Raw genomic sequence first — 21,519 nt, 5'->3', positions numbered from 1 at the left:
GATCGTCAGCGGATGGGCGTGGCGGGGCGGTCAGTTGAGTGTGCCGCCGGGCGGCAAGTCGGGGTCGAAGCTCTCGGAATCGAGGCCGGCGCGGATGCGCTCGAACGCCTCTTCCTCCGACATCTCGGTCTCCAGCGCGTAGACCCGGGCGGCCTGACGGGCGAGGTCGATGAGAAGACGGCCCCAGGTATAGGGATCGTCGAAGGATCGGCGCAGAGCCACGCTCACCGCGCCGTCCACCACGCTGGCACGCACCACCTCGATGCCGCCATTGTTCAGGGCGTCGGGGGGAGCGGAGAGTTCCTGGAACTTGTCGGTCATGGTGCTCAACTCCTCCGAGCCCGTACTCCGACCTGAGACCTCATCCTGAGGCGCCGGAGCGGAGCGGAGGCCTCGAAGGAGCCCTCCAGTTCGAACTGCTAATACTGGAGCCCTCCTTCGAGGCCCGCGGATGCGGGCACCTCAGGATGAGGCCCTGGCTAGGACGATGGTCGGTCCGTGGGCGGCATCGGCTCACCGATAGCAGACCGCCTTCACCGCCTGGATCACTTCGGCGACGTTGGGCAAGGCGAGTTTCTCAAGGTTGGCGGCGTAGGGCATCGGGACATCCTTGCCGGTGACCCGCAGGACCGGGGCGTCGAGGAAGTCGAAGGCGTCGGCCATGAGGCGGGCGATGATCTCCGCGCCGATGCCCGATTGCGGGAAGCCCTCCTCCACCGTTACGCAGCGGCCGGTCTTCTTCACCGATTCCACGATCGTGTCGGTATCCATCGGGCGGAGCGTGCGCAGGTCGATGACCTCCGCGTCGATGCCCTCCTCGGCCAAAGCCTGCGCCGCCTTCAGCGCGTAGGTCATGCCGATGGAGAAGGAGACGATGGTCACGTCCTTGCCGGTGCGATGGATACGCGCCTTGCCGATGGGGAGCACGAAATCGTCGAGCTTCGGCACCGGGAAGCTCTGGCCGTAGAGGATTTCGTTCTCGAGGAAGATCACCGGGTTCGGGTCGCGGATCGCGGCCTTGAGCAGGCCCTTGGCGTCGGAGGCCGTATAGGGCGCGATCACCTTAAGGCCGGGCACGTTGGAGTACCAGGCGGAGTAATCGTGGCTGTGCTGGGCGCCGACGCGGGCGGCGGCACCGTTGGGGCCACGGAACACGATGGGACAGCCGAGCTGGCCGCCGGACATGTAGAGGGTCTTGGCCGCCGAGTTGATGATGTGGTCGATCGCCTGCATGGCGAAGTTAAAGGTCATGAACTCGACGATGGGCCGCAGGCCGGTGAAGGCGGCACCGGCCGCGATGCCGGCGAAGCCGTGCTCGGTGATCGGCGTGTCGACCACGCGGCGGGCGCCGAATTCCTGCAGCAGGCCCTGGGTCACCTTGTAGGCGCCTTGGTACTCGGCGACTTCCTCGCCCATCACGAAGACCGAATCCTCGCGGCGCATCTCCTCGGCCATGGCGTCGCGGAGCGACTCGCGCACGGTCATGGTGACCATTTCGGTGCCGGCCGGGAATTCCTCCATCACCGGCGCGGGGGCCTTGTTGGTGATGACGGCCGGGGCGGCGGGAGCGTTCGGCTTGTCGTCGCCCGATTTCGCCGTGGCGGCCGGTGCAGAGGCCTGGCCTTCGGCCTGCATGGTCGGCGTCGGGGCCGATTGTGCCGGGGTCGAAGCCTCCGGCTTCGAACCGCCGCCCGCCGCCGCCGCGGCCACGTCCTCGCCTTCACCGGCGATGATGGCGATCGGCGTGTTCACCTTCACGCCCTCGGTGCCTTCCTCGATGAGGATCTTGGCGAGGACGCCTTCGTCGATGGCCTCGACTTCCATCGTCGCCTTGTCGGTCTCGATCTCGGCGAGGACATCGCCGGATTTGACCGCGTCGCCCTCCTTCTTCAGCCACTTGGCGAGCTTGCCTTCCTCCATCGTCGGAGACAGCGCGGGCATCAGGATGTCGGTCGCCATGAGGTTTTTTATCCGTAGGTTGGCGGGCGGCCTTCTGGAGAGGAAGCAGCGGCTTCTCTGTCCCTCGCTGCGGCTCTCCCCCGTGCCGTCATGGCAGGGGGATGCCCCGGCTCGGGGAGCGTCGCGAGGCCTGTCTTAGGCGCGGGCTTCCAGCAGGATGTCGGTCCAGAGCTCGGACGGATCCGGCTCGGGATCGTGCGTGGCGAACTCGGCCGCGTCGTTGACGGTCTCGCGGACCTTGGCGTCCGTGGCCTTGAGGTCCGCTTCCGGCACCCCGTGCATCTCGATCAGGCGCTTGCGCACCATCTCGATCGGGTCGTGCTCGTCGCGCATCTTGGAGACTTCGTCCTTGGTCCGGTACTTCGCCGGATCGGACATCGAGTGGCCGCGATAGCGGTAGGTCTGCATCTCGAGGATGTAGGGTCCCTGGCCGGAGCGGGCATGCTCCACCGCCCGGCTCGCCGCCTCACGGACGGTGCGGACGTCCATGCCGTCGACCTGCTCGCCGGGGATGCCGAAGGAGATGCCGCGCCTGGAGAAATCGGTCTGCGCCGAGGCGCGTGCCACCGACGTGCCCATGGCATAGCGGTTGTTCTCGATCACGTAGACCACGGGCAGCTTCCAGAGCTGGGCCATGTTGAAGCTCTCGTAGACCTGGCCCTGGTTGGCGGCGCCGTCGCCCATATAGGTCAGGCTGACTTTGCCGTTCTTCCTGTAGGCGTCGGCGAAACCGAGGCCGGTTCCGAGGGAGACCTGGGCGCCGACGATGCCGTGGCCGCCGAAGAACTGCTTCTCCTTGGAGAACATGTGCATCGAGCCGCCCTTGCCCCGGGAATACCCGCCGCGGCGGCCGGTCAGCTCGGCCATCACGCCCTTCGGGTCCATGCCGCAGGCGAGCATGTGGCCGTGGTCGCGGTATCCGGTGATGGTCTGGTCGCCTTCGACCGAGGCCATCTGCATGCCGATCACGACGGCTTCCTGGCCGATATACAGGTGGCAGAACCCACCGATCAGGCCCATGCCGTAGAGCTGGCCCGCCTTTTCCTCGAAGCGCCGGATCAGCAGCATTTCGTGATAGGCGTGGAGGTCTTCTTCCCGCGTGAATTGTGGTGTGTTCGGCGCGGGGGCGTGCTCCGGAGCGTTGCTGGCCCCCGTACCCAACTGAGCCGAACCTTTGGCCGAATCGGCTTTCGCCTGCCCCGCTTCGTTGGCGGCATCCATCGGCTTTCCTCCCGTGAACGGCTATTCTGAACCGTTTCTAGGACAGGGTTTTCCGGAAAGCGAGGCCGTCCAGTCGACAGATCGTCGGAGTTGTCAGGCGGAATGCGACGGGACAAACACGATCATGGGTTGATGATGACGACATCGTTCGCGTGGACGCGCCCCAGCACGATGCGGGCACGTTCCTCGAGGAGATCGCGGTCGATCTGGTCGCTGCGCAGGAGGGCCACCCGGTGTTCCCAGATCGCCCGGTCCGCCTTGGCGGCCGTGAGCTCCTGCTTCAACCCATAGGCCTGGATCTTGAGCGCGCGCTTGGCCTCCAAGCCGCGATTGCCGCTCTCGGCCTGATGAACGAAATATCCGACCACGAGCGCGGACACGGCGTAGAGGCCGAGCGGCATGAGAACGGAACGGACGCGACGACGGACCACCATGTTTCGAGCATCGCGTCACAGGGTTAAGGATGCGTTTCCAATGTGGCTTCCTTTCGCCGGGTTTGCCCGATGATGCGTTTCGACCTCGTCGATCTCGGCCTGTTTCGCCACGTGGCCGAGGCGGGGTCGATCACGCATGGGGCGGCCCGGGCGAACCTGGCGCTCGCCGCCGCGTCGAGCCGGATACGGGCGATGGAGGTTTCCCTCGGGGCGGCACTCCTCAGCCGGAGCCGCCAGGGCGTGCTTCTCACCCCGGCGGGCCGCGCGCTGCTCGCTCATGCGCGCGGCCTTTTGGAGGGGGTCGACCGGATGCAGGGCGATCTCGCCGCCTATGCCGGCGGAGCGATCGGCCAGATCAAGGTCCTGTCGAACACCCACGCGCTGACCGAATTCCTGCCGGAGGCCCTGAGCGCCTACCTCGCTCTCCATACCGGCGTGAGCGTCGATATCGTCGAGCGGACGTCGGACGAGATCGTCGGTCTCGTGGCGGAGGGAGCCGCCGATCTCGGCATCGTCTCCGGCACGGTGGATACCGGCACCCTGGAGACCCACCCGTTCCGCCAGGACAGGTTCGTGGCGGTGCTGCCTTCCGGTCATCCGCTGGGGGAGCGGGACGGCGTGCTGTTCGCCGATGTGCTGGATTACGACCTTGTCGGCCTCGATCGGGCGAGCGCCATCACCCGCTTCCTCGCCGACAAGGCCATGCGCACCGGGCGGCCGCTCATGCGGCTGCGGGTCCAGCTGCGCGGCTTCGATGCGGTGTGCCGGCTGGTGGAATGCGGCGTCGGGCTCGGGATCGTCCCCGAAACCACCGCCCGGCGCGCCGCGCGCTCGATGGGCCTCGATATCGTGCCGCTCCTCGACCCATGGGCGGCGCGCGACCTCACCATCTGCCTGCGATCCCTCGAAGCGCTACCGGTTTTCGCCCGGGAATTCGTCGCTCATCTGCGCGCAGGGGCGTCACGGCCCGGTTTAGGGCTCCCCTCGGGGGCCGGCCTTGGCTAAACACGGCTCGGGAACGGAATGGTCCGTGTCCGTGACACCGATGAAGCAAGGGGTGCCCGGCATCATGCAGGATTCGTCGCGATCCATGCCCGACGCCCCTCTGGTCGATCCGGACGTCCATGTGGAGAGCTTCCGGCAGGCACGCGAGGCGCGCCGCCTCGAACTCGTCGAAGATTACGTGGAGTTGATCGCCGATCTCATCGGTGATGGCGGCGAGGCGCGGCAGGTCGATATCGCCGCACGCCTCGGCGTCGCCCAGCCCACCGTCGCCAAGATGCTGAAACGCCTGGCCGAGGACGGCCTCGTCCAGCAGCGCCCCTATCGCGGCGTGTTCCTCACCGAGAGCGGACGCATGCTCGCGGTCCAGAGCCGCGAGCGCCATCGGATCGTCGAGCATTTTCTCTGTGCCCTCGGCGTCAGCGCCGAGACCGCGCGGCGCGATGCCGAAGGAATCGAGCATCACGTGAGCGCCGAGACGCTGGAGGCTTTTCGCGACTTCACGGAGCGCAAGGCCTGAAGGGGGCGAAGCTTAAAGGGCTGGCATGTCACGGAGAGGTGCCGGCCTTCGCCCCGTGGTCGAACGGAACGCTACGGTTTTCGCGCGAAGACATGGCGCGTCGAGCGGCTCGACGGCAGGACCGAGGTCGTTTCCCCTTCGCGCAAAGGCCGGGCGCTCCCGCCGATCTCGCGCCACCCGCCCCAGCTGGGTCCGGTCGCGGACTCCTTGGATGCCTGGATGATGCCGTCCGAGACGGAAAGATGCCCGGTTGCGACGCCGCGTATCATTTCGGGCGCGTATTGCCGGGCCGCGATCCCGAACAGCGAGATCCCTTTGCTGCCTGGCGCCAGCAGGGTGCCGAGCGCGCCCTCAGGTGGTTCGCCGGCGAGGCGCATGACGCTGGTGTTGGAATCGAGGACGGCCGCTGCCGCTTCGATGTCGCCCTTTGCCAGGAGCCGGCCGGCGCGGGTGATGCGCACCTCGTAGCCGTATCCATCCCGGTCGCGATACAGGCGGGTCAGGCCGAGTTGCAGGGATTCGCAGATCATCAGCACGTGGTCGCGGGCGTATTCGTCGCTCGTCATGACCGTGGGGAGATCGCTCCTTCCCGTCTGCGTGCTGGCGGCGATGTGCTCGAGGAATTCGAGCTTGGTGGATTTCCGCCTGATCGTGCCGCCGCCTTTCAACCGGGGTACCTCCCGCACCGCATTCGAACGTCATCGGGGCGACGAGCGCCCCACACAGCCCCCGAAGTCGGATGCCCTGGCGACGAGCCTCCGACCGTCACGTAGCTTTCGCGAGGGGACGTTAAGGCTGTGAGGGTTTCCGTTCTCTTGCCAAACCCCCTCAGTCTGAAGCGATTTCATCCGTGCGGAGGACGGGAGCGTCAGTCCGTCCTCAGTGCTCCGCCGATCTCCCGTGCCGCGCCGCCATCCACGAGGAGCTCCACCGGGCGCGGGTGGCTGAGAAAGCCCGTGGGGCTCGCCGTCAGGCCGTAGGCCCCCGATTGCAGCACGGCGATGAGGTCTCCTGCCGCGAGGTCCGGCAGCGGTGTGGCGCGGGCGAGCATGTCTAGGGGCGTGCAGAGCGGGCCGACGACGGCGCAGGGCGAGCGTGGCCCGCCCCGGTCCACCACGACGGCGACGGGATAATCGCGCTTGACCACCTGTCCGAGATTGCCGGAGGCGGCGAGATGGTGGTGCATGCCCCCATCGGTGATGACGAAGCGGCTGCCCCGCGAGACTTTCACCGCTCGCACTCGCGCCACGTAGAGCCCGGCCGGCCCGGCGAGGAACCGTCCGGGTTCGAGCATGATCCGCGCCTCCCTGAGCCGAGGATCTGACTTCACACGGGCGATCAGCGCTGGAATGCCGTCCCGGATGGCGGCGAGGTCGAGCTGCGTGTCGGTGGAGAAATAGGGGATGCCGAGGCCGCCGCCGAGGTCGATCGTGTCCAGCGGGCGCGCGATCCGGTCCGCGACCCGCGCCGCCAGCGACAATCCATAGGCCCATTGCGACAGGAGCGTCGCGGCGACGAGCCCTTGCGTCCCGGCAAAGAGGTGGATGCCGGACAGGTGCAGGCGCGGCTCGGCCTCCACCGCATCGACGATCGCATCCAGTTCCTCCTCGTCGAAGCCGAAGGGCGAGGGTTTGCCGCCCATTCGCATGGCGCCCCCCTGCGCGTCGGGCCCCGGATTGATCCGGATCGCCACGCGCTGAACGACGCCGTGGCGCCCGGCGGCCTCGGCCACGCGCCGCATCTCCTCGCTGTTCTCCAGATGGATCTCGCCGATCCCACCGGCAACGGTGGCCTCGATGTCGAAATCGCTCTTACCCGGCCCGGCGAACAGGATGTGTCGGGGTTCGACACCGGCCGCCCAGGACGCGGCGAATTCCGCGCCGGAGGCGATCTCGGCCCCCGCTCCCTCGTCGCGGAAGACCCGGATCACCTCGGGTGCCGGATTGGCCTTCACCGAATAATCGACCACGGCGAAGCCCGAGACCGCATCGGCAAGGTCGCGATAGGCCCGTCTCAGAAGCTCGGCGTCGTAGACGAAGAGTGGCGTGCCGTGAGCCTCGGCGAGGTCGCGCAGGTCGAGCCCGCCCACCCGGAGCACACCGTCAGACCGGGGGAAATGTGCCGCCACGAGGCGATCCGCGAGGCTGTCGCCGGCCGTGTCAGACATAGCTCGTCCGTTCCGCCACGAGGCGCTTGTAATCGACCTTACCGTTCGGCGTCGTCGGTAGGGCCGGGACGCTCTCGACGGCACGCGGGACCATGTGCGGGGGAAGGCTCCGCCGCACGTCCTGCAGCACCTCGGCTCGGGCAGGACCGCCCTCCGCCGGCACCGCCACCGCATGGATGCGTTGACCGAGCGCGGCATCCGGCAGGCCGATGACTGCCACGGCCCGGAAGGCTCCGGTTTCCATCAGCGCCTCCTCGACTTCGGTGGGGCTGACGCGGAACCCGGCGCTCTTGATCATCGCATCCTCGCGGCCGAGGAAGCGAAAGTAACCGTCCTCGTCTTCCACGACGAGGTCGCCCGAGCGGCAGACGAGGGTACCGTCCCCCGGAAAGCGCGGGTCAGGCACGAGCACCCTGGCGGTGTCCTCGGGCCGGTTCCAGTAGCCGAGGGACACGGTGGGCCCGCGATGGTGCAGGATGCCCGGCTCATTGGCACGGCTCCGCTCTCCCTCCGCCGTCACCGCGAAGATCTCGGTCTCCGGGATGGCCCGGCCCATGGAGCCCGGGCGCATCTCCAATTCCTCCGGTGGAAGGAAGGTGGAGCGGAAAGCCTCGGTGAGGCCGTACATGAGTACGATTCCGGTCTGTGGCAGCGCCTTGCGCAGCCTCGAAACCGTCTCCAGCGGCACCGCTCCGCCGGAATTGGTGATCAACCGCAGGCTCGAAAGATCGGCCTTTCCCAGTCTCGGTGCCGCGCGGATCAGCAGGGTCCAGAGGGTGGGGACGCCGGCGAGCAACGTGATCCGATGCCGTTCCAGCGCACCCACCACCTCGTCTCCGAAGCGGAATTCCAGCAGGACGAGGCACGCGCCCTGCTCGACGCTCGTGAGCAGCTGGTTGAGGCCGTAATCGAAGGAGAATGGCAGGACGGAGAGGATGCGATCGTCCGCCGTGATCGCCAAGTAGGTGCGCACGATCCGGGTGCCGGCCAGGAGATTGGCATGGCTGAGCATCACGCCCTTCGGCAGACCGGTGGAGCCGGACGTGTAGAGGATCGCGGCGAGGCCGGGCGGCGGCGATGTCGCGGATTCCGGCTGCAGCCGGACGATGATCGGGAATTCGGGAACCCCTCCCTCCCCCGTTGAGGGTGGAACGTTCGAGGGGGGCAGATCGAGGGCCGAGAGCAAGGTCGCGTCGGTGATGAGGAACCGAGCGCCGCAATCGGCGAGGATATGCGCCACCTGACGCGGGCGCAGGCTCGGATGGATCGGCACGAACACCGCCCCGATCCGGCTGATGGCGAAGATCGCCGTGCATTCGGCAAAGGATTTCGGAAGCAGGATCGCGATGCGGTCGCCGGGCTCCGCGCCCTGGCTCCTCAAACGTACTGTGAGGTCATCCACCCCGGCCCGCATCCCGCCATAGCTCAGCCGTCCGGTGCCGGCGACGAGGGCGGTCCGCTCGGGCGCACATGCCGATCCGTCGAGGAGGTCGTGCAGCAGTGCGGGCGCCGACATATCCTAACGCTGCGCCTCAGCCCTCTTGGCGTCGATGAAGGCGGCCAGCGCGTCGATGCTTTCGAAATGCGTGAGTTCGAACGCGTCGTCCTCGATCTCGAAGCCGAACCGGTCGCCGAGCTCCATCATCAGATCGAGCACGCCGATGGAATCGAGGGCATCGCTGGTGACGAGGGACGTCTCGCCCGTGATGGCCCCTGGCGCGAGGCCGGGGTTGCGGCCAACGATGAAGGCGAAAATCGCCTCTCGCGCGGCGGCATGGGTGTCGACCACATTTGTCTCGACCACATTTGTCTCGACCACGTTCCAGCCTCCCGATCGGTCATTCCGCCGACCGTCGCCGCCCATAGCGAGGTCGACAGGGCAAGTCCATGAGTCACGCGGACGTGCTCCGAGCCGGGAGGTCATCCAAGACGGGAGAGGGGCGGGACCGCTCCTGGTTTCTGTATCGGTAGATGAGACCGCACCTTGAGATCGTTTCGGTAGCACCGATTCGACGATTGCCAAGAGTTGTGATGAAAACTACGCTATTCATGTGAATATCGAGCAGAGAACCGATTCTTCGGTCTTGAATACCGGATGGTCGCCCCTCTGCATTTGAGCGGAGATGGTCATGACCAATGATACGATCCGGCGAGCGACAGCAGAATTTTTCGGAACATTCTGGCTGACTTTCGGCGGCTGCGGCGCAGCCGTCGTTTCAGCGGCCTATCCCGAATTAGGGATCGGATTTCTCGGGGTGGCCTTCGCCTTCGGGCTGACTGTCCTGACAATGGCCTACGCCGTCGGGCACATTTCGGGCGGCCATTTCAATCCCGCCGTCACCGTCGGCCTGTGGTCAGCCGGCCGTTGCGCCGACCACCACGTGATTCCCTACATCGTGGCGCAGGTCGTCGGAGCCGTGTTCGGTGCCGGCGTGCTCTACCTCATCGCCTCCGGCAAGGCCGGATGGATGCCTAACGGCTTCGCCTCGAACGGCTACGGCGACCTGAGTCCAGGGAAGTATGGATTGCTCTCCTGCTTCCTCGTGGAGGTTCTCGCGACCTTCTTCTTCCTGTTCATCATCATCGGGACGACATCGAAGGGCGCCGCCACCGGATTTGCCGGTATTCCCATCGGCTTTGCCCTGGTGCTGATCCACCTCATCTCGATCCCGATCACCAACACCTCCGTCAATCCTGCGCGTAGCACCGGTCCGGCCCTGTTCGCGGGGGCCGAGGCGATGGGCCAGCTCTGGCTGTTCTGGCTGGCACCGGTGCTCGGTGCCGTGATGGCCGGGGCCATGGCGCGCTGGCTCTACGAGCCGGACACGATCATCGAGACGACGATCGTCGAGAAGCGGACCCCGGCGTAGGAATCGACGGAACCCATTCCGTCTCGCGACCTCATCCTGAGGGACCGACGAGGCCTCCATGAACGCTCGGCGTTCCTTGAAGGCCTCCGTCGAGGCGTTCGCTTCGCTGCCGCATCTGGGGATCGCGTAGGACGACGCTCGAAATCAGGCCGTTTCGGTTTCCGGCTCGCCCGCCGATTCCGGCATCGCTTCGCCGTCCGGGATCACATCCACCTCGACCTTGAGCTTCTGCGGGCCGGAAGAGGAGACGATGCCGTCGATGGGCGAGACGTCGGTGTAGTCGCGGCCCCGCGCCACCACGATGTGGTCGTCGCAGGCGCCGATATTGTTGGTGGGATCGAGGCCGATCCAGCCATCCCCGCACCAGACCGAGACCCAGGCATGGCTGGCATCGGCGCCGCGCAGGCGCGGCCGGCCGGCCGGCGGGATGGTGCGGATGTAGCCGCTGACATAGGCCGCCGGCAGGCCGAGCCCGCGCAGGCCGGCGATCATGATATGCGCGAAATCCTGGCACACCCCCGCCTTGAGGGCGAAGGCCTTGGCGAGGGGCGTGTGAACCGTTGTGGCCTTCGCGTCGAATTTGAAGTCGGCACGCATGCGCCGCATCAGGTCGACGGCTCCGCCATATGCGCTGCGACCGGGTGTGAAACTCGCGCGCGCATAGTCGGTCACGTCCGGGTCGAGGGGAACCCTGACGCTCGGGAACACGAAATGCACGGGGGCGTCGGGCGCCATCGACCGACCGGAAATCGCCGCGTCGCGCACCGATTCCCATGCCATGCCGGATTCGGGCGGCGGCAGCGGCGGACGCTCCACCTTGACCCGCGACAGAGCTTCGACCCGCAACTCGTTATGCGGCGTGTCGATCAGGAAGGTCACCACGTCGAGGCCGAAATAGTCGCGCCGCACCGTGCGGGTTTGCGGAGCCGGCGAAACGGTCAACTCACTGGACAGGACACTCTGCCCCTCCCCGTCCCGCGGCTGAAGCCGCAGGGAGCAGCGGGCGTAACGGACGGGCTTGCCGTAGCGGTAGGTGGTGAGGTGGCGCAGCGTATAGATCACGCGAGCCCCACGAGCTTCTCCGGACGCATGGCGTGCGGGCCGTTGGGGAAGTAGCGGGTGACGATCGCGTCGGCGAGGCCCTCGAAGGCGTTCTCCAGGCGCGTCAGGGCGGCGCCGTCGAGTTCCGAGGCTTCGCCGGTGGTGAATTCGGCGGCCAGCTTGAGAGCGAGGCGCTGGTGCGTCTCCGGCAGGCCGTCGACGCGCAACACCGGCAGGTCGGCGAGATGCCGGCAGATCGCTTCCACCTGGAACGCGACGGAGCGCGGGTTGAACGGGTCGAGGAGCACCATGTCGCGTACTGGGTCGATCGCCACGCCCTGCATGTAGCGCGCGCCGAACGAGACGTGCGAGTCGCACAGGGACAGCATGACCCCGAGATCCTCGGCCGTCGCCTCGTCCCCTGCGAAACTGGCGGCGAAGGAGCAGGTGTTGATCGCCCGCTCGATCCGGCGTCCGAGATCGACGAAGTGCCAGCCGGCGGTCCGGTTCATGTTCTCCTGGGCGAGACCGGCCAGGGCGGCGATGTGGCTGAGGGCACGCTCCGCCAGGCCGAGGAGCTCGGCTTCGGCCAGTTCCTTCGCCTCGTCGAGTTCCAGGAGATCCTTCAGGTCGGCGAGCACGCGCCATGCCTCGCTGGAGAGCCTTTCGCGCAGGGAGGCCGCGTTATGGCGTGCCGACACGCTGTGCGAGAGGGCCGAGCCGTAGGTAAGGCGTCCGCTCAGGGCTTCCTGCGCGAGCTTGGCCGTCGGCAGGTCGGGCGCTTCGATGGCGCCCCATTCGTCGAGCAGGGCGCGGATCCGCAGGGCCGTCGGCGCCGTCTCGTCGCCCGCCATGTCGGCGATCACCGCGTTCCCGACGCTGCCGAGATGGGCGATGACGAGGCGGATCACCGCCTCCGCCCGCTCGACGTAGCGGCCGAACCAGAACAGGTTGTCGGCCGCGCGAGACGGCAGGTGCCCGGCGATGCGGCGGACCCTGGGCGCGCCCGGATGCATCAGCGAGACCGGTTCGACCGGACGGTCCGAGAGGACCCAGACATCCGCCGATTTGATCCCGGCCCGCATCTCGATCGGGTTCACGTCGGGGCGCTCCGAGATGCGGCAGAAGCCGCCCGGCATCACGCGCCAGCCGTCCGGCGTCGCCGCCGCGAAGACCCGCAGGACGAAGGGACGGGGCACGAGGCGCATCCCGTCCTCTCGACGCTCCCAGCCCGGCATGGTCGAAAGCGGAGCCTGTTCCTGGGCGATGTAGTCGAAGGGCCTGTCGCGCAGGGCCGCCACCACGCGCTCGCGCTCGGCGACGATCGCGTGCGGTCCGAGGATCGCGTCGCGACCCATCCCCTTGGTCGGCGTCGCCACTGGGCGGAGGTTGAGGTGTTCGAGGTTGTCGCGGACATGCGCGAGCGCGTCGGGATCGCCGCACCACCAGCTCTTCAGCCCTTCGAGCTGGAGATCGGTGCCGAGGAAGTAGCGGGCGATGCGCGGCAGGTAGGCGCCGAGCGCACCCGATTCGAGGATGCCGGAACCCGGCATGTTGCCGACGACGAGACTGCCGTTGCGCAGAGCCTCCAGCACCCCGGAGATGCCGAGGCGCGAGGCCGGGTTCAGTTCGAGCGGGTCGATATAGTCGGAATCGATGCGCCGCCACAGCACGTCGGTGCGTTTCAGCCCGGAGACGGTGCGCACGTGGAGCGCGCCGTCCTGCATCACGAGGTCGTCACCCTCCACCAGCAGCAGGCCGAGATAGCGCGCCAGCGCCGCCTGCTCGACATAGGTGGAGCTCAACGGCCCGGAGGTGAGAAGGCCGATACGCGGGTCGCTCCGCTGCGCGCCCATGACCAGCCCGTCGCGAAACGCCTGGAAGAACGGGGCGAGGCGCTCGACATGGAGATCGGCATAGAGGTCCGGGAAGGCGCGGGTGAGCACCATCCGGTTCTCGAGCGCGTAGCCGGGACCGGAGGGAGCCTGCGTCCTGTCGGCGAGGACACGCCAGCGCCCGTCCGGCCCCCGGCCGATATCGGCGGCGTAGAGCTTGAGCCAGCGCCCGCCGGGCGGCTTCACCCCTGAGAGCGGTCGCAGAAATTCCGGGCTGCCGGCTACGAGGGCCGCCGGCAGCACGCCCTCCGACACCATCCGGCCAGGGCCGTAGATGTCGGAGATGATGGTTTCCATCAGCTCAGCGCGCTGGACGATGCCAGCGCTGAGGGCGCGCCATTCGGCGCTCTCGATCACGAGAGGGAGGGAACTCAGTGGCCAGGCATGCTCGCGCTGGTCGCCGTAGATCCGGTAGGAGATCCCGGTATCGCGGATATGCCGCTCCGCCGAGGCGAAGCGGGTGGTGATCTCGGTTCCGCTCAGGGTCCCGAGCCGGTCGAGCAGGCGGGGCCAGGCACCGAGATGCGCGCCTCCCGCCCCCACGAACTCGTCCGGGATACCGGGCCGAGGCTGGTAGTCCGAGGTCCAGCGCGCAAGACGCTTCGCCCGTCCTCCGGCTTGCGCCTCGGCCATATTCGTCATCTGGGCGCAGGTGTCCTGAGGTCGAGCGTGAGCGGGAACTCGCGGCTGATCTCCTCGACCGGCATCTCGACCTTGCCGGGCGTGTGGCCATGGGCCTGGAAGCGCGCGAGACGCCGACCCTCGGCCTCGTAGGTGTTCACCGGGAAGGTCTCGTAGTTGCGGCCGCCGGGATGGCTGACATGGTAGCGGCAGCCGCCGATCGAGCGTCCACTCCACGCATCGAGGATGTCGATGGTGAGGGGCGAATGCGCGGGGATCGTCGGATGCATCGAGGAGGCCGGCTGCCACGCCTTGAAGCGCAGGCCCGCCACCGCTTCGCCCACCGTGCCGGTGCCGGTCATCGGAAGGCGCCGGCCGTTGCAGCTGATGATGTGGCGGCCGGGGACGAAGCCCTCGACCTTGACCTGCAGACGCTCCACGGAGCTGTCCACGTACCGCACCGTTCCACCGATCGCCCCCTCTTCGCCCAGCACGTGCCAGGGCTCCAATGCCTGCCGCAGTTCCAGCTTGACGCCGCCCTGCTCCACCGTTCCGAAGACTGGGAAGCGGAACTCGTACTGCGCCTGGAACGCCGCCGGATCGAAGTCGTAGCCGGCTTGGCGGAGGTCTTCCAGCACGCCGAGGAAGTCCGTCCAGAGGAAGTGGGGCAGCATGAAGCGATCGTGCAGGCCCGTGCCCCAACGGACACAGCCGCCTTCCTGCGGTTCGCGCCAGGCCCAGGCGACGATGGCCCGCAACAGCAATTGCTGGGCGAGGCTCATGCGCGGGTCCGGCGGCATCTCGAAGGAGCGGAACTCCAAGAGGCCGAGGCGGCCGGTGGGGCCGTCCGGCGAGTAGAGTTTGTCGATGCAGATCTCGGAACGGTGGGTGTTGCCGGTGACGTCCACGAGGATGTTGCGGAAGATCCGGTCCACGAGCCAGCGCGGGATGTTGGGCTCGTCGGGTTTCGGCACCTGCGCCAGGGCGATCTCGAGTTCGTAGAGCCCGTCGTGCCGGGCCTCGTCCATGCGCGGGGCCTGGCTCGTCGGGCCGATATAGAGCCCGGCGAACAGGTAGGAGAGCGAGGGGTGGCGCTGCCAGTAGAGCACAAGGCTCTTCAGCAGGTCCGGCCGGCGCAGGAACGGCGAATCCGCCGGGGTGGCGCCGCCCAGCACCACGTGGTTGCCGCCGCCGGTGCCGGTATGGCGCCCGTCGGTCATGAATTTCTGCGCGCCGAGGCGGATCTGGCGGGCATCCTCGTAGAGCTCGCTCGTGATGGTGACGGCCTCGCGCCACGAGGTGGCGGGGTGGACGTTGACCTCGATCACGCCCGGATCGGGCGTGACCTTGATGACGTTGAGGCGCGGATCGAACGGCGGCTCGTAGCCCTCGATATGCAGGGGCTGCTTCAGCTCGGCGGCGACGGCCTCGAGATGCCCGATGAGTTCGAGATACTCGTCCACCCGTTGCAGCGGCGGCATGAACACCCGCAGCACCCCATCCCGGGGCTCGACCGCGAGCGCCGTGCGCACGGCGACCCCGGTGACGCCCGATCCGTTCTCGGTCTTCGTGCCGGGATGACCCTCGGGGAGCGCGCCGCGCTCCTCCAGCGGGTCCTGGGGCTGGTAGTAGGGGTAATGCTCCGGCGGCACGAAGGGCAGCGAGCTCAGCGGCAGGCGATACCCCACCGGTGAATCTCCCGGCGTCAGGAAGGCGTGGGTACGGCGGAATTCCCAGGGCTCAGAAATCCAGCGACGGTCGTCGGGATCGTCCTTACCCATGGGCAGGCTCGCCAGGGGAAGAGCATAGCCGGCGGCCTCGCCGAGGCCGCGCTCGAACACCCGCGCGATACGGGCATTGGTCTCCGGGTTCGGAAACTTGGCGTCGGAGGTGGTGACGTTGATCGGCAACTCCTCCCGCTTCTCCTCCCAGTAGATCGGGTCTTCGAAAGCGGGGAACACGTAGGTTTCGAGGCCGAGGCGCTTGGCGACGCCGTCGATCAGCGCCTTCGCCTTGCTGGAGGTGGCGTCACGCGGGCCGTCCTCCTTGGCGACGAGGTCGGGATTGCTCCAGATCGGCTTGCCGTCCCGGCGCCAGTACAGGGCGAAGGCCCAGCGCGGCAGGCTCTCGCCCGGATACCATTTGCCCTGGCCGTAATGCAGCATGCCGCCCGGTCCGAAGCGGGTGCGCAGGCGCCGGATCAGCTTGTCGGCAAGGCCGCGCTTGGTCGGCCCCACGGCGGCGGCGTTCCACTCGGCCGATTCGAAATCGTCGATGGAGACGAAGGTCGGCTCGCCGCCCATGGTCAGGCGCACGTCCTGTTCGGCGAGATCGACATCGATCCGCTCGCCCAGCGCATCCATCTTGGCCCAGACCTCCTCGGAGAAGGGCTTCGTGATGCGCGGGGCTTCCGCCACGCGGGTCACCGTCATCTCGAAGCCGAACTCCACCTCGGCGGGTTCGGCGAGGCCGGAAATCGGCGCGGCGGATTGATAATGCGGGGTGGCGGCAAGGGGGATATGCCCCTCGCCGCAGAGGAGGCCCGACGTGGCGTCGAGGCCGATCCAGCCGGCACCCGGCAGGTAGACCTCGGCCCAGGCATGAAGATCGGTGAAGTCCGTGCTGGTGCCCGCCGGCCCGTCGACGGCGGTGGTGTCGGGAACGAGCTGGATCAGGTAGCCGGAGACGAAGCGCGCGGCGAGGCCGATGCGGCGCAGCACCTGGACCAGGAGCCAAGCGGAATCGCGGCAGGAGCCGCTCTTGAGCGTCAGCGTCTCGGACGGTGTCTGGACACCGGGCTCCATGCGGACGCCGTAGGTGATCTCGGAGGCGATCATGGCGTTGAGGGCCACGAGGAAGAGCACGGTGTTGGGCTGTTCCGGCAGCCGCTCGAGCAAGGCGTCGATCTCGGGGCCCACCGCGTCGTCGGTGACGAGATAAGGCTTCAGCTCCGCGGTCAGGTCGCTCTCGTAAGCGAAGGGGCGGGTCTGGGCGTAATCCTCGACGAAGAAATCGAACGGGTTGATGACCGCCATCTCGGCGGTCAAATCGACCTCGATCTTCAATTCGGTGGTCCGCTCGGGGAAGACCAGACGGGCGAGCCAGTTCCCGTTCGGGTCCTGCTGCCAGTTGATGAAGTGGTTCTCCGGAAGGATCTTGAGGGAATAGGCCGGCACGGTCGAGCGCGTATGCGGCGCGGGGCGCAAGCGGATCACCTGCGGTCCGAGCTGGATCGGCCGATCGTACTTGTAGTGAGTGACGTGGTGCAGAGCGGCTTTAATGGACACGGGGACTCCCGCTGGTTCGGACGTGAGACCGGGCGCGCGGCGGACGCGCGGCGGTGGCGGGAAACCGGAGCGCATCACCGAAGCGCCCCACGGTTGTCATCGGCGCTTTGAGGCCGAATGACCATAGGCTGTGATCGCCGCCGACGGCAGCCGAAATCGGTGCTAGTCTACAGCGGCGTTGCCCTACCGGGCGATGGGAGGTGACGACGTTCATCACGTGAGCAGATTGGCCCTGGCAGTTCAGACAGACGGCATGGCGACGCTGCCCGCCGTCGAGCAGAAAGCAAATTCCGTGCATCGTGACGCGGGGCTTCGCCGCGAAGCGTTCCCTCACGCATATGCCGGCGCCCATAGTGCGGGCCCGGCCGGCCCATGAAGATCTTTCAGTGCCAGGCTTGCAACCAGCCGGCGAGTTTCGAGAGTACGGAATGCGAGAGCTGTCAGCGGCGGCTCGGCTATGTCTGCGGCACCCACGAGATTTCCGCCCTGGAGCCCTCCGGGACGGTCTGGCACGCCTATGCCGATCCGGGCCGGAAGTACCGCTTCTGTGCAAATGCCGAGTTCAGTGCCTGTAATTGGCTGCTGCCCGATGACAGTCCAGACCGGTACTGTACTTGCTGTCGGCACAACAGGGTGGTGCCGGACCTGGCCCTCGCCTGGAATCTCACGCGCTGGCGCCAGATCGAGGCCGCCAAGCACCGGTTGTTCTACTCGCTGCTTCGCCTCGACCTGCCCCTGATGACACGGGACGAGAACCCCGCCACCGGTCTGGCCTTCGACTTCCTCGTCGACCCCGCCGAGAGTTACAGCGTCGGCCCCCCCGTGCTCACCGGGCATCGCAGCGGCCTCATCACCCTGAACATCGCCGAGGCGGACGATGTCGAGCGCGAACGGCGCAGGATGCTGTTCGGGGAGTATTACCGCACGCTCCTCGGCCATTTCCGCCACGAGATCGGGCATTATTTCTGGAACGTCCTGATCCGCTACGATCAGAGCATCTGGTCATTCCGAGACCTGTTCGGCGACGAGCGTGCCAGCTACGGCATGGCCCTGCAGCGTTACTATGCCCAAGGCGCGCCGGCGGACTGGCAGGAATCCTACGTCAGCGCCTATGCCACCAGCCACCCATGGGAGGATTTCGCCGAGACCTGGGCGCATTACCTCCACATCGTCGACACGGTGGAGACGGCGAGCACATTCGAACTGCACGTGCGGCCTCGCCTGCGCAACGGCGCGCCGGACCCCGTCGTGATCGATTTCGATCCGTATCAGTCGCCAGACCTCGATCGCCTGATCTCGGCCTGGTTGCCGCTGACCTATGCGGTGAATTCCTTGAGCCGCAGCATGGGGCAGCCGGCGCTCTATCCCTTCAAGCTGACACCGGCCGTCATCGCCAAACTCGCCTTCATCCATGACCGGATCGAAACCGTTCGCTCGGTCACGGGCGATCATCTCGATTCGGATATTCTGAAGGCGGTGATCACCGGCCTGCGCCAGCGCGTGGCACCGCCGAACGTCTGAGCCGCCAGCCGAACCCTAGGGCCGGTTCAGGGCTCACATTCCCTGTTCCGGCTCCGGTTTGGGAAGCCGACGCGGGCGCCCGTCATCGTCGATGGCGACGAAGGTGAAGGTCGCCTCGGTGACCTTCTCGCGCAGCTTGGTGCGGAAGCGGCGCGCCCAGGCTTCGACCTGGATCTTCATGGACGTGCGCCCGACACTCTCCACCCGCGTGTAGACGCAGAGCACATCGCCCACCCGTACCGGACGAATGAAGGTCATCGCGTCGACCGCCACCGTGACCACGCGACCCTGGGCCTGGTCGACGCCGGCAATCCCGCCGGCCTGGTCCATCTGCGACATCACCCAGCCGCCGAAGATGTCGCCATTGGCGTTGGTGTCGGCCGGCATGGCGATGGTGCGCACCGTGAGGTCGCCGCGCGGGTCGCTGGTCTCGCCCATTCCGGTCTCCACCCATCCTCGTTGCGCCGCCTTCGTTCGTCCGAGACGTCGCTTGGCCTCCTGCATCGGCCGACAAGGGGCATCAGGTCAAGAAAAAGCCCGGCCGTCCCGAATGGGACGACCGGGCCTCGAAACCGACCGGCGTGACCGACTTAGTAGTAGAAGCGACGCGGGCCGTAGAACCGGCGCGGACCGTAAAACGGGCGGCGGTAGAACGGACGCGGCGCGAAGTACGGCCGACGGTAATACGGACGGGCGTAGTAAGGACGGCCGTAGAACGGGCGACGGTAATACGGCCGGCGATAGTAGTACTGCGCCTTCTCGGCTACGGCGGGTGCGGCCTCGCTCTGAAGGGCCGAGACTGGGCCGATGGGCGCGGCCGAGGCGCCCTGGGGGGCCAGGGCGGCGAAGCCCAGGGCCAGCAAGGCGGCCAGAAGGAGTTTTCTCAACACGTTCATGACTCCTCGAGTGATCGAACGACGGTGATGATACGACGGCATGCGAAGGAATGCATGCTTGGCCGTCAGCCGAACGCACAGAATTGGCAAACCGTTTCATGCCCTCCGTCGGCAAGCTTAACGGCAACCTTCCCGGGAACGGCCTTCGCGGGCGGGGTCTCCGCGTCGGTGACTTCGCGTGGACGGGTCAGGCGATCTTCAACGTCATGTCGACGACGCTGGCATCGGCCGAACCCTTCACCAGGGTGATGCCACGCTCGCAATCTTCCCTGCGGGCATAGCCCTCGGCCGAATCGGCGATGACGTTCCCGTTCGTGACTCGAAGGCGCCAGCGCCAGTCGCCACTCGAATCCCGGTACAGCTCGAAACGCATGCCCATGCCTCCCTCGCGGAGATGCCCGCCAGAGGCTGAGATGGCGCGGGATCGTCCGTAAGCAATATCCGTCCCGGCCTTGGGCTCAAACGAAAACGCCGCCCCGGACGATCCGGGGCGGCGTCGTGTCGAGCGAACTCGACCGTATGGGATCGATTCGGATCAGGAACGCGGGAAGCGGTCGAGCCAGCCGATGGCGCGACCTTCGCCGGCGGCATTGCCGCCGCCGCCGCTGCGCGGGCGTTCACCCTGGCGCGGAGCGCGGGTGTCGCCGCGCTGGTCGGGACGGGGGCCACGGCCCTGCCCTTCCGCCGGACGATCGCCGCGGCCTTCCTGCGGACGGCCGGAACGGGCCGGACCGCCGGGCTGGCCGCCACGGCTCTCGCCGCCGCGACCGCCGCCGGGACGACCGCCGAAGCCGGGGCGTCCGCCGCCGGGGCGCTGACCCTGGCGCTGGCCGGGACGCTGGCCCTGGGGCGCCGGACGACGCTCCTCGGCCTGCGCGGCCTCGGCCGCTTCCTGGCGGGTCGGCGGGTTGAAGCCCTCGGGGAAGGCGCCGACGGGGATCTTCTGGCGCGTGGTGCGCTCGATATCCCGCAGGTAGGCCTTCTCCTCGTCGTTGCAGAACGAGATGGCGAGCCCGTTCGCCCCGGCGCGCGCGGTGCGGCCGATGCGGTGGACGTAGCTCTCGGGCACGTTGGGGAGGTCGTAGTTGATGACGTGGCTCACGGCCTCGACGTCGATGCCGCGGGCGGCGATGTCGGTGGCCACCAGGACGCGGCACGACCCGTCCTTGAACGCGGCGAGAGCACGCTCGCGCTGCGGCTGGGACTTGTTGCCGTGAATGGCCGAGGCGTTGATCCCGACCTTCTCCAGGCCGCGCACGACCCGGTCTGCGCCGTGCTTGGTGCGGGTGAAGACCAGGACGCGTTCGATGGCGGGGTCGCGCAGGATGTGGTTCAGCAGGGCCTGCTTCGCACCGGTATGGGCGAAGATGACCTCCTGCGTCACACGCTCGGCCGTCGTCGCCACAGGAGTCACGGCCACCTGGACCGGGTCACGCAGGTACTGATCGGCGAGGCCCGCGATGTTCTTCGGCATGGTCGCCGAGAAGAACAGGCTCTGGCGCTCCTTCGGCAGCATCTTCACGATGCGCTTGAGGGCGTGGATGAAGCCGAGGTCGAGCATCTGGTCGGCCTCGTCGAGGACGAGGATCTCGACGGCTTCGAGGGTCAGCGAGCGGCGCTCGATGAGATCCATGAGACGGCCCGGCGTGGCGACGAGGATGTCGACGCCGTTGGCGAGCGCCTTCTCCTGGCGAGAGATGGTGACGCCGCCGAACACCACGGTGTTGGTGAAGGACAGGTGCTTGCCGTAATCCGAGAAGCTCTCGGCGATCTGGTTGGCGAGTTCGCGGGTGGGCGAGAGCACCAGCACGCGGCAGCCGCGGCGGATGGCCTTGCGCGGGTTCTGGGCGAGGCGGTGCAGGATCGGCAGCGCGAAGGCCGCAGTCTTGCCGGTGCCGGTCTGGGCGATGCCGCAGAGGTCGCGGCCTTCCATGGCGGGGCGCAGGGCCTGAGCCTGGATCGGGGTCGGAGTCTTGTAGCCGGCCTCATCCAGGGCGCGCAGCACGGGCTGAGCGAGGCCGAAATCGGTAAATTGGGTCAAGGGTAGACTTTCAGGCAGCGGGACCGGCCGGACGCCATCGGATA

19 protein-coding genes are annotated in these 21,519 nt (G+C 67.5%); 4 read left to right on the top strand and 15 right to left on the bottom strand.

What is annotated here, in order from left to right:
* Positions 1-30: 30 nt before the first annotated feature.
* The 4 genes from IPV08_RS07900 to IPV08_RS07885 form a co-directional block, all read right to left on the bottom strand.
* Positions 31-321, bottom strand: coding sequence for a DUF5076 domain-containing protein (locus IPV08_RS07900; protein WP_018043098.1), 291 nt, complete (start codon positions 319-321; stop codon positions 31-33).
* A gap of 192 nt (positions 322-513) precedes the next feature.
* Positions 514-1,959, bottom strand: coding sequence for a pyruvate dehydrogenase complex E1 component subunit beta (locus IPV08_RS07895; protein ID WP_207411432.1), 1,446 nt, complete (start codon positions 1,957-1,959; stop codon positions 514-516).
* Positions 1,960-2,094: 135 nt separating this feature from the next.
* A complete protein-coding gene (pdhA, locus tag IPV08_RS07890) occupies positions 2,095-3,180 on the bottom strand; it encodes a pyruvate dehydrogenase (acetyl-transferring) E1 component subunit alpha (protein WP_056433397.1) in 1,086 nt (361 codons plus the stop codon).
* A 122-nt stretch (positions 3,181-3,302) separates the two neighbouring features.
* Positions 3,303-3,614, bottom strand: a complete 312-nt coding sequence (locus IPV08_RS07885) for a septum formation initiator family protein (RefSeq protein WP_056433401.1) — start codon at positions 3,612-3,614, stop codon at positions 3,303-3,305.
* A gap of 69 nt (positions 3,615-3,683) precedes the next feature.
* On the opposite strand from IPV08_RS07885, the gene IPV08_RS07880 reads away from it, so the two are divergent.
* Positions 3,684-4,619 (top strand): LysR substrate-binding domain-containing protein, encoded by a 936-nt coding sequence (locus IPV08_RS07880; protein WP_200919218.1) that lies wholly within the window; start codon positions 3,684-3,686, stop codon positions 4,617-4,619.
* A gap of 85 nt (positions 4,620-4,704) precedes the next feature.
* The gene (gene mntR, locus IPV08_RS07875) at positions 4,705-5,136 is read left to right on the top strand and encodes a manganese-binding transcriptional regulator MntR (RefSeq protein ID WP_244477964.1); all 432 of its coding nucleotides are present in this window, start codon (positions 4,705-4,707) and stop codon (positions 5,134-5,136) included.
* Positions 5,137-5,207: 71 nt separating this feature from the next.
* Here the strand turns inward: mntR and IPV08_RS07870 are convergent, their stop codons facing one another.
* The 4 genes from IPV08_RS07870 to IPV08_RS07855 form a co-directional block, all read right to left on the bottom strand.
* Positions 5,208-5,822, bottom strand: coding sequence for a hypothetical protein (locus IPV08_RS07870; RefSeq protein ID WP_207411431.1), 615 nt, complete (start codon positions 5,820-5,822; stop codon positions 5,208-5,210).
* A gap of 182 nt (positions 5,823-6,004) precedes the next feature.
* Positions 6,005-7,303: a type III PLP-dependent enzyme gene (locus IPV08_RS07865; protein ID WP_207411430.1), complete on the bottom strand. Its 1,299-nt coding sequence runs from the start codon at positions 7,301-7,303 to the stop codon at positions 6,005-6,007.
* The gene (locus tag IPV08_RS07860; protein WP_207411429.1) at positions 7,296-8,819 is read right to left on the bottom strand and encodes an AMP-binding protein; all 1,524 of its coding nucleotides are present in this window, start codon (positions 8,817-8,819) and stop codon (positions 7,296-7,298) included. The genes IPV08_RS07865 and IPV08_RS07860 overlap by 8 nt, the downstream gene beginning before the upstream one ends.
* Positions 8,820-8,822: 3 nt before the next feature.
* Complete coding sequence (locus IPV08_RS07855) at positions 8,823-9,122, bottom strand: acyl carrier protein (protein WP_348646100.1); 300 nt, start codon at positions 9,120-9,122, stop codon at positions 8,823-8,825.
* 310 nt (positions 9,123-9,432) lie between these two features.
* Between IPV08_RS07855 and aqpZ the strand changes: the two genes are divergently transcribed.
* Positions 9,433-10,173, top strand: a complete 741-nt coding sequence (gene aqpZ, locus IPV08_RS07850) for an aquaporin Z (RefSeq protein WP_207411427.1) — start codon at positions 9,433-9,435, stop codon at positions 10,171-10,173.
* A gap of 144 nt (positions 10,174-10,317) precedes the next feature.
* Here the strand turns inward: aqpZ and IPV08_RS07845 are convergent, their stop codons facing one another.
* Genes IPV08_RS07845 through IPV08_RS07835 form a run of 3 tightly spaced genes read right to left on the bottom strand, consistent with a single transcriptional unit; the run spans position 10,318 to position 17,017 of the window.
* On the bottom strand, positions 10,318-11,235 hold the full coding sequence (locus tag IPV08_RS07845; RefSeq protein WP_207411426.1) for a transglutaminase family protein: 918 nt from the start codon (positions 11,233-11,235) through the stop codon (positions 10,318-10,320).
* Positions 11,232-13,751, bottom strand: a complete 2,520-nt coding sequence (locus IPV08_RS07840; protein ID WP_207411425.1) for a circularly permuted type 2 ATP-grasp protein — start codon at positions 13,749-13,751, stop codon at positions 11,232-11,234. The genes IPV08_RS07845 and IPV08_RS07840 overlap by 4 nt, the downstream gene beginning before the upstream one ends.
* Positions 13,748-17,017 (bottom strand): transglutaminase family protein, encoded by a 3,270-nt coding sequence (locus IPV08_RS07835; protein ID WP_207411424.1) that lies wholly within the window; start codon positions 17,015-17,017, stop codon positions 13,748-13,750. Before IPV08_RS07835 ends, IPV08_RS07840 begins: the two co-directional genes overlap by 4 nt.
* A gap of 372 nt (positions 17,018-17,389) precedes the next feature.
* Between IPV08_RS07835 and IPV08_RS07830 the strand changes: the two genes are divergently transcribed.
* Positions 17,390-18,538 (top strand): putative zinc-binding peptidase, encoded by a 1,149-nt coding sequence (locus tag IPV08_RS07830; RefSeq protein ID WP_056433426.1) that lies wholly within the window; start codon positions 17,390-17,392, stop codon positions 18,536-18,538.
* A gap of 33 nt (positions 18,539-18,571) precedes the next feature.
* Here IPV08_RS07830 and yciA read toward each other — a convergent pair whose 3' ends face one another.
* From yciA to IPV08_RS07810, 4 genes are all read right to left on the bottom strand, one after another.
* Positions 18,572-18,976: an acyl-CoA thioester hydrolase YciA gene (gene yciA, locus IPV08_RS07825; protein WP_056433429.1), complete on the bottom strand. Its 405-nt coding sequence runs from the start codon at positions 18,974-18,976 to the stop codon at positions 18,572-18,574.
* A 152-nt stretch (positions 18,977-19,128) separates the two neighbouring features.
* Positions 19,129-19,428: a hypothetical protein gene (locus IPV08_RS07820; protein ID WP_056433743.1), complete on the bottom strand. Its 300-nt coding sequence runs from the start codon at positions 19,426-19,428 to the stop codon at positions 19,129-19,131.
* Positions 19,429-19,621: 193 nt separating this feature from the next.
* Positions 19,622-19,807: a DUF1508 domain-containing protein gene (locus IPV08_RS07815; RefSeq protein WP_207411423.1), complete on the bottom strand. Its 186-nt coding sequence runs from the start codon at positions 19,805-19,807 to the stop codon at positions 19,622-19,624.
* Positions 19,808-19,969: 162 nt separating this feature from the next.
* Entirely contained in the window at positions 19,970-21,475 is a 1,506-nt protein-coding gene (locus IPV08_RS07810) for a DEAD/DEAH box helicase (RefSeq protein WP_207411422.1), read from the bottom strand.
* Positions 21,476-21,519 lie beyond the last annotated feature (44 nt).

Origin of the sequence: Methylobacterium sp. SD274, from assembly GCF_017355285.1 — a bacterium.
GTDB lineage: Bacteria > Pseudomonadota > Alphaproteobacteria > Rhizobiales > Beijerinckiaceae > Methylobacterium.
The sequence above is the reverse complement of the archived record's forward strand: the minus strand, read 5'-3'. Positions and strand labels throughout refer to the sequence as shown.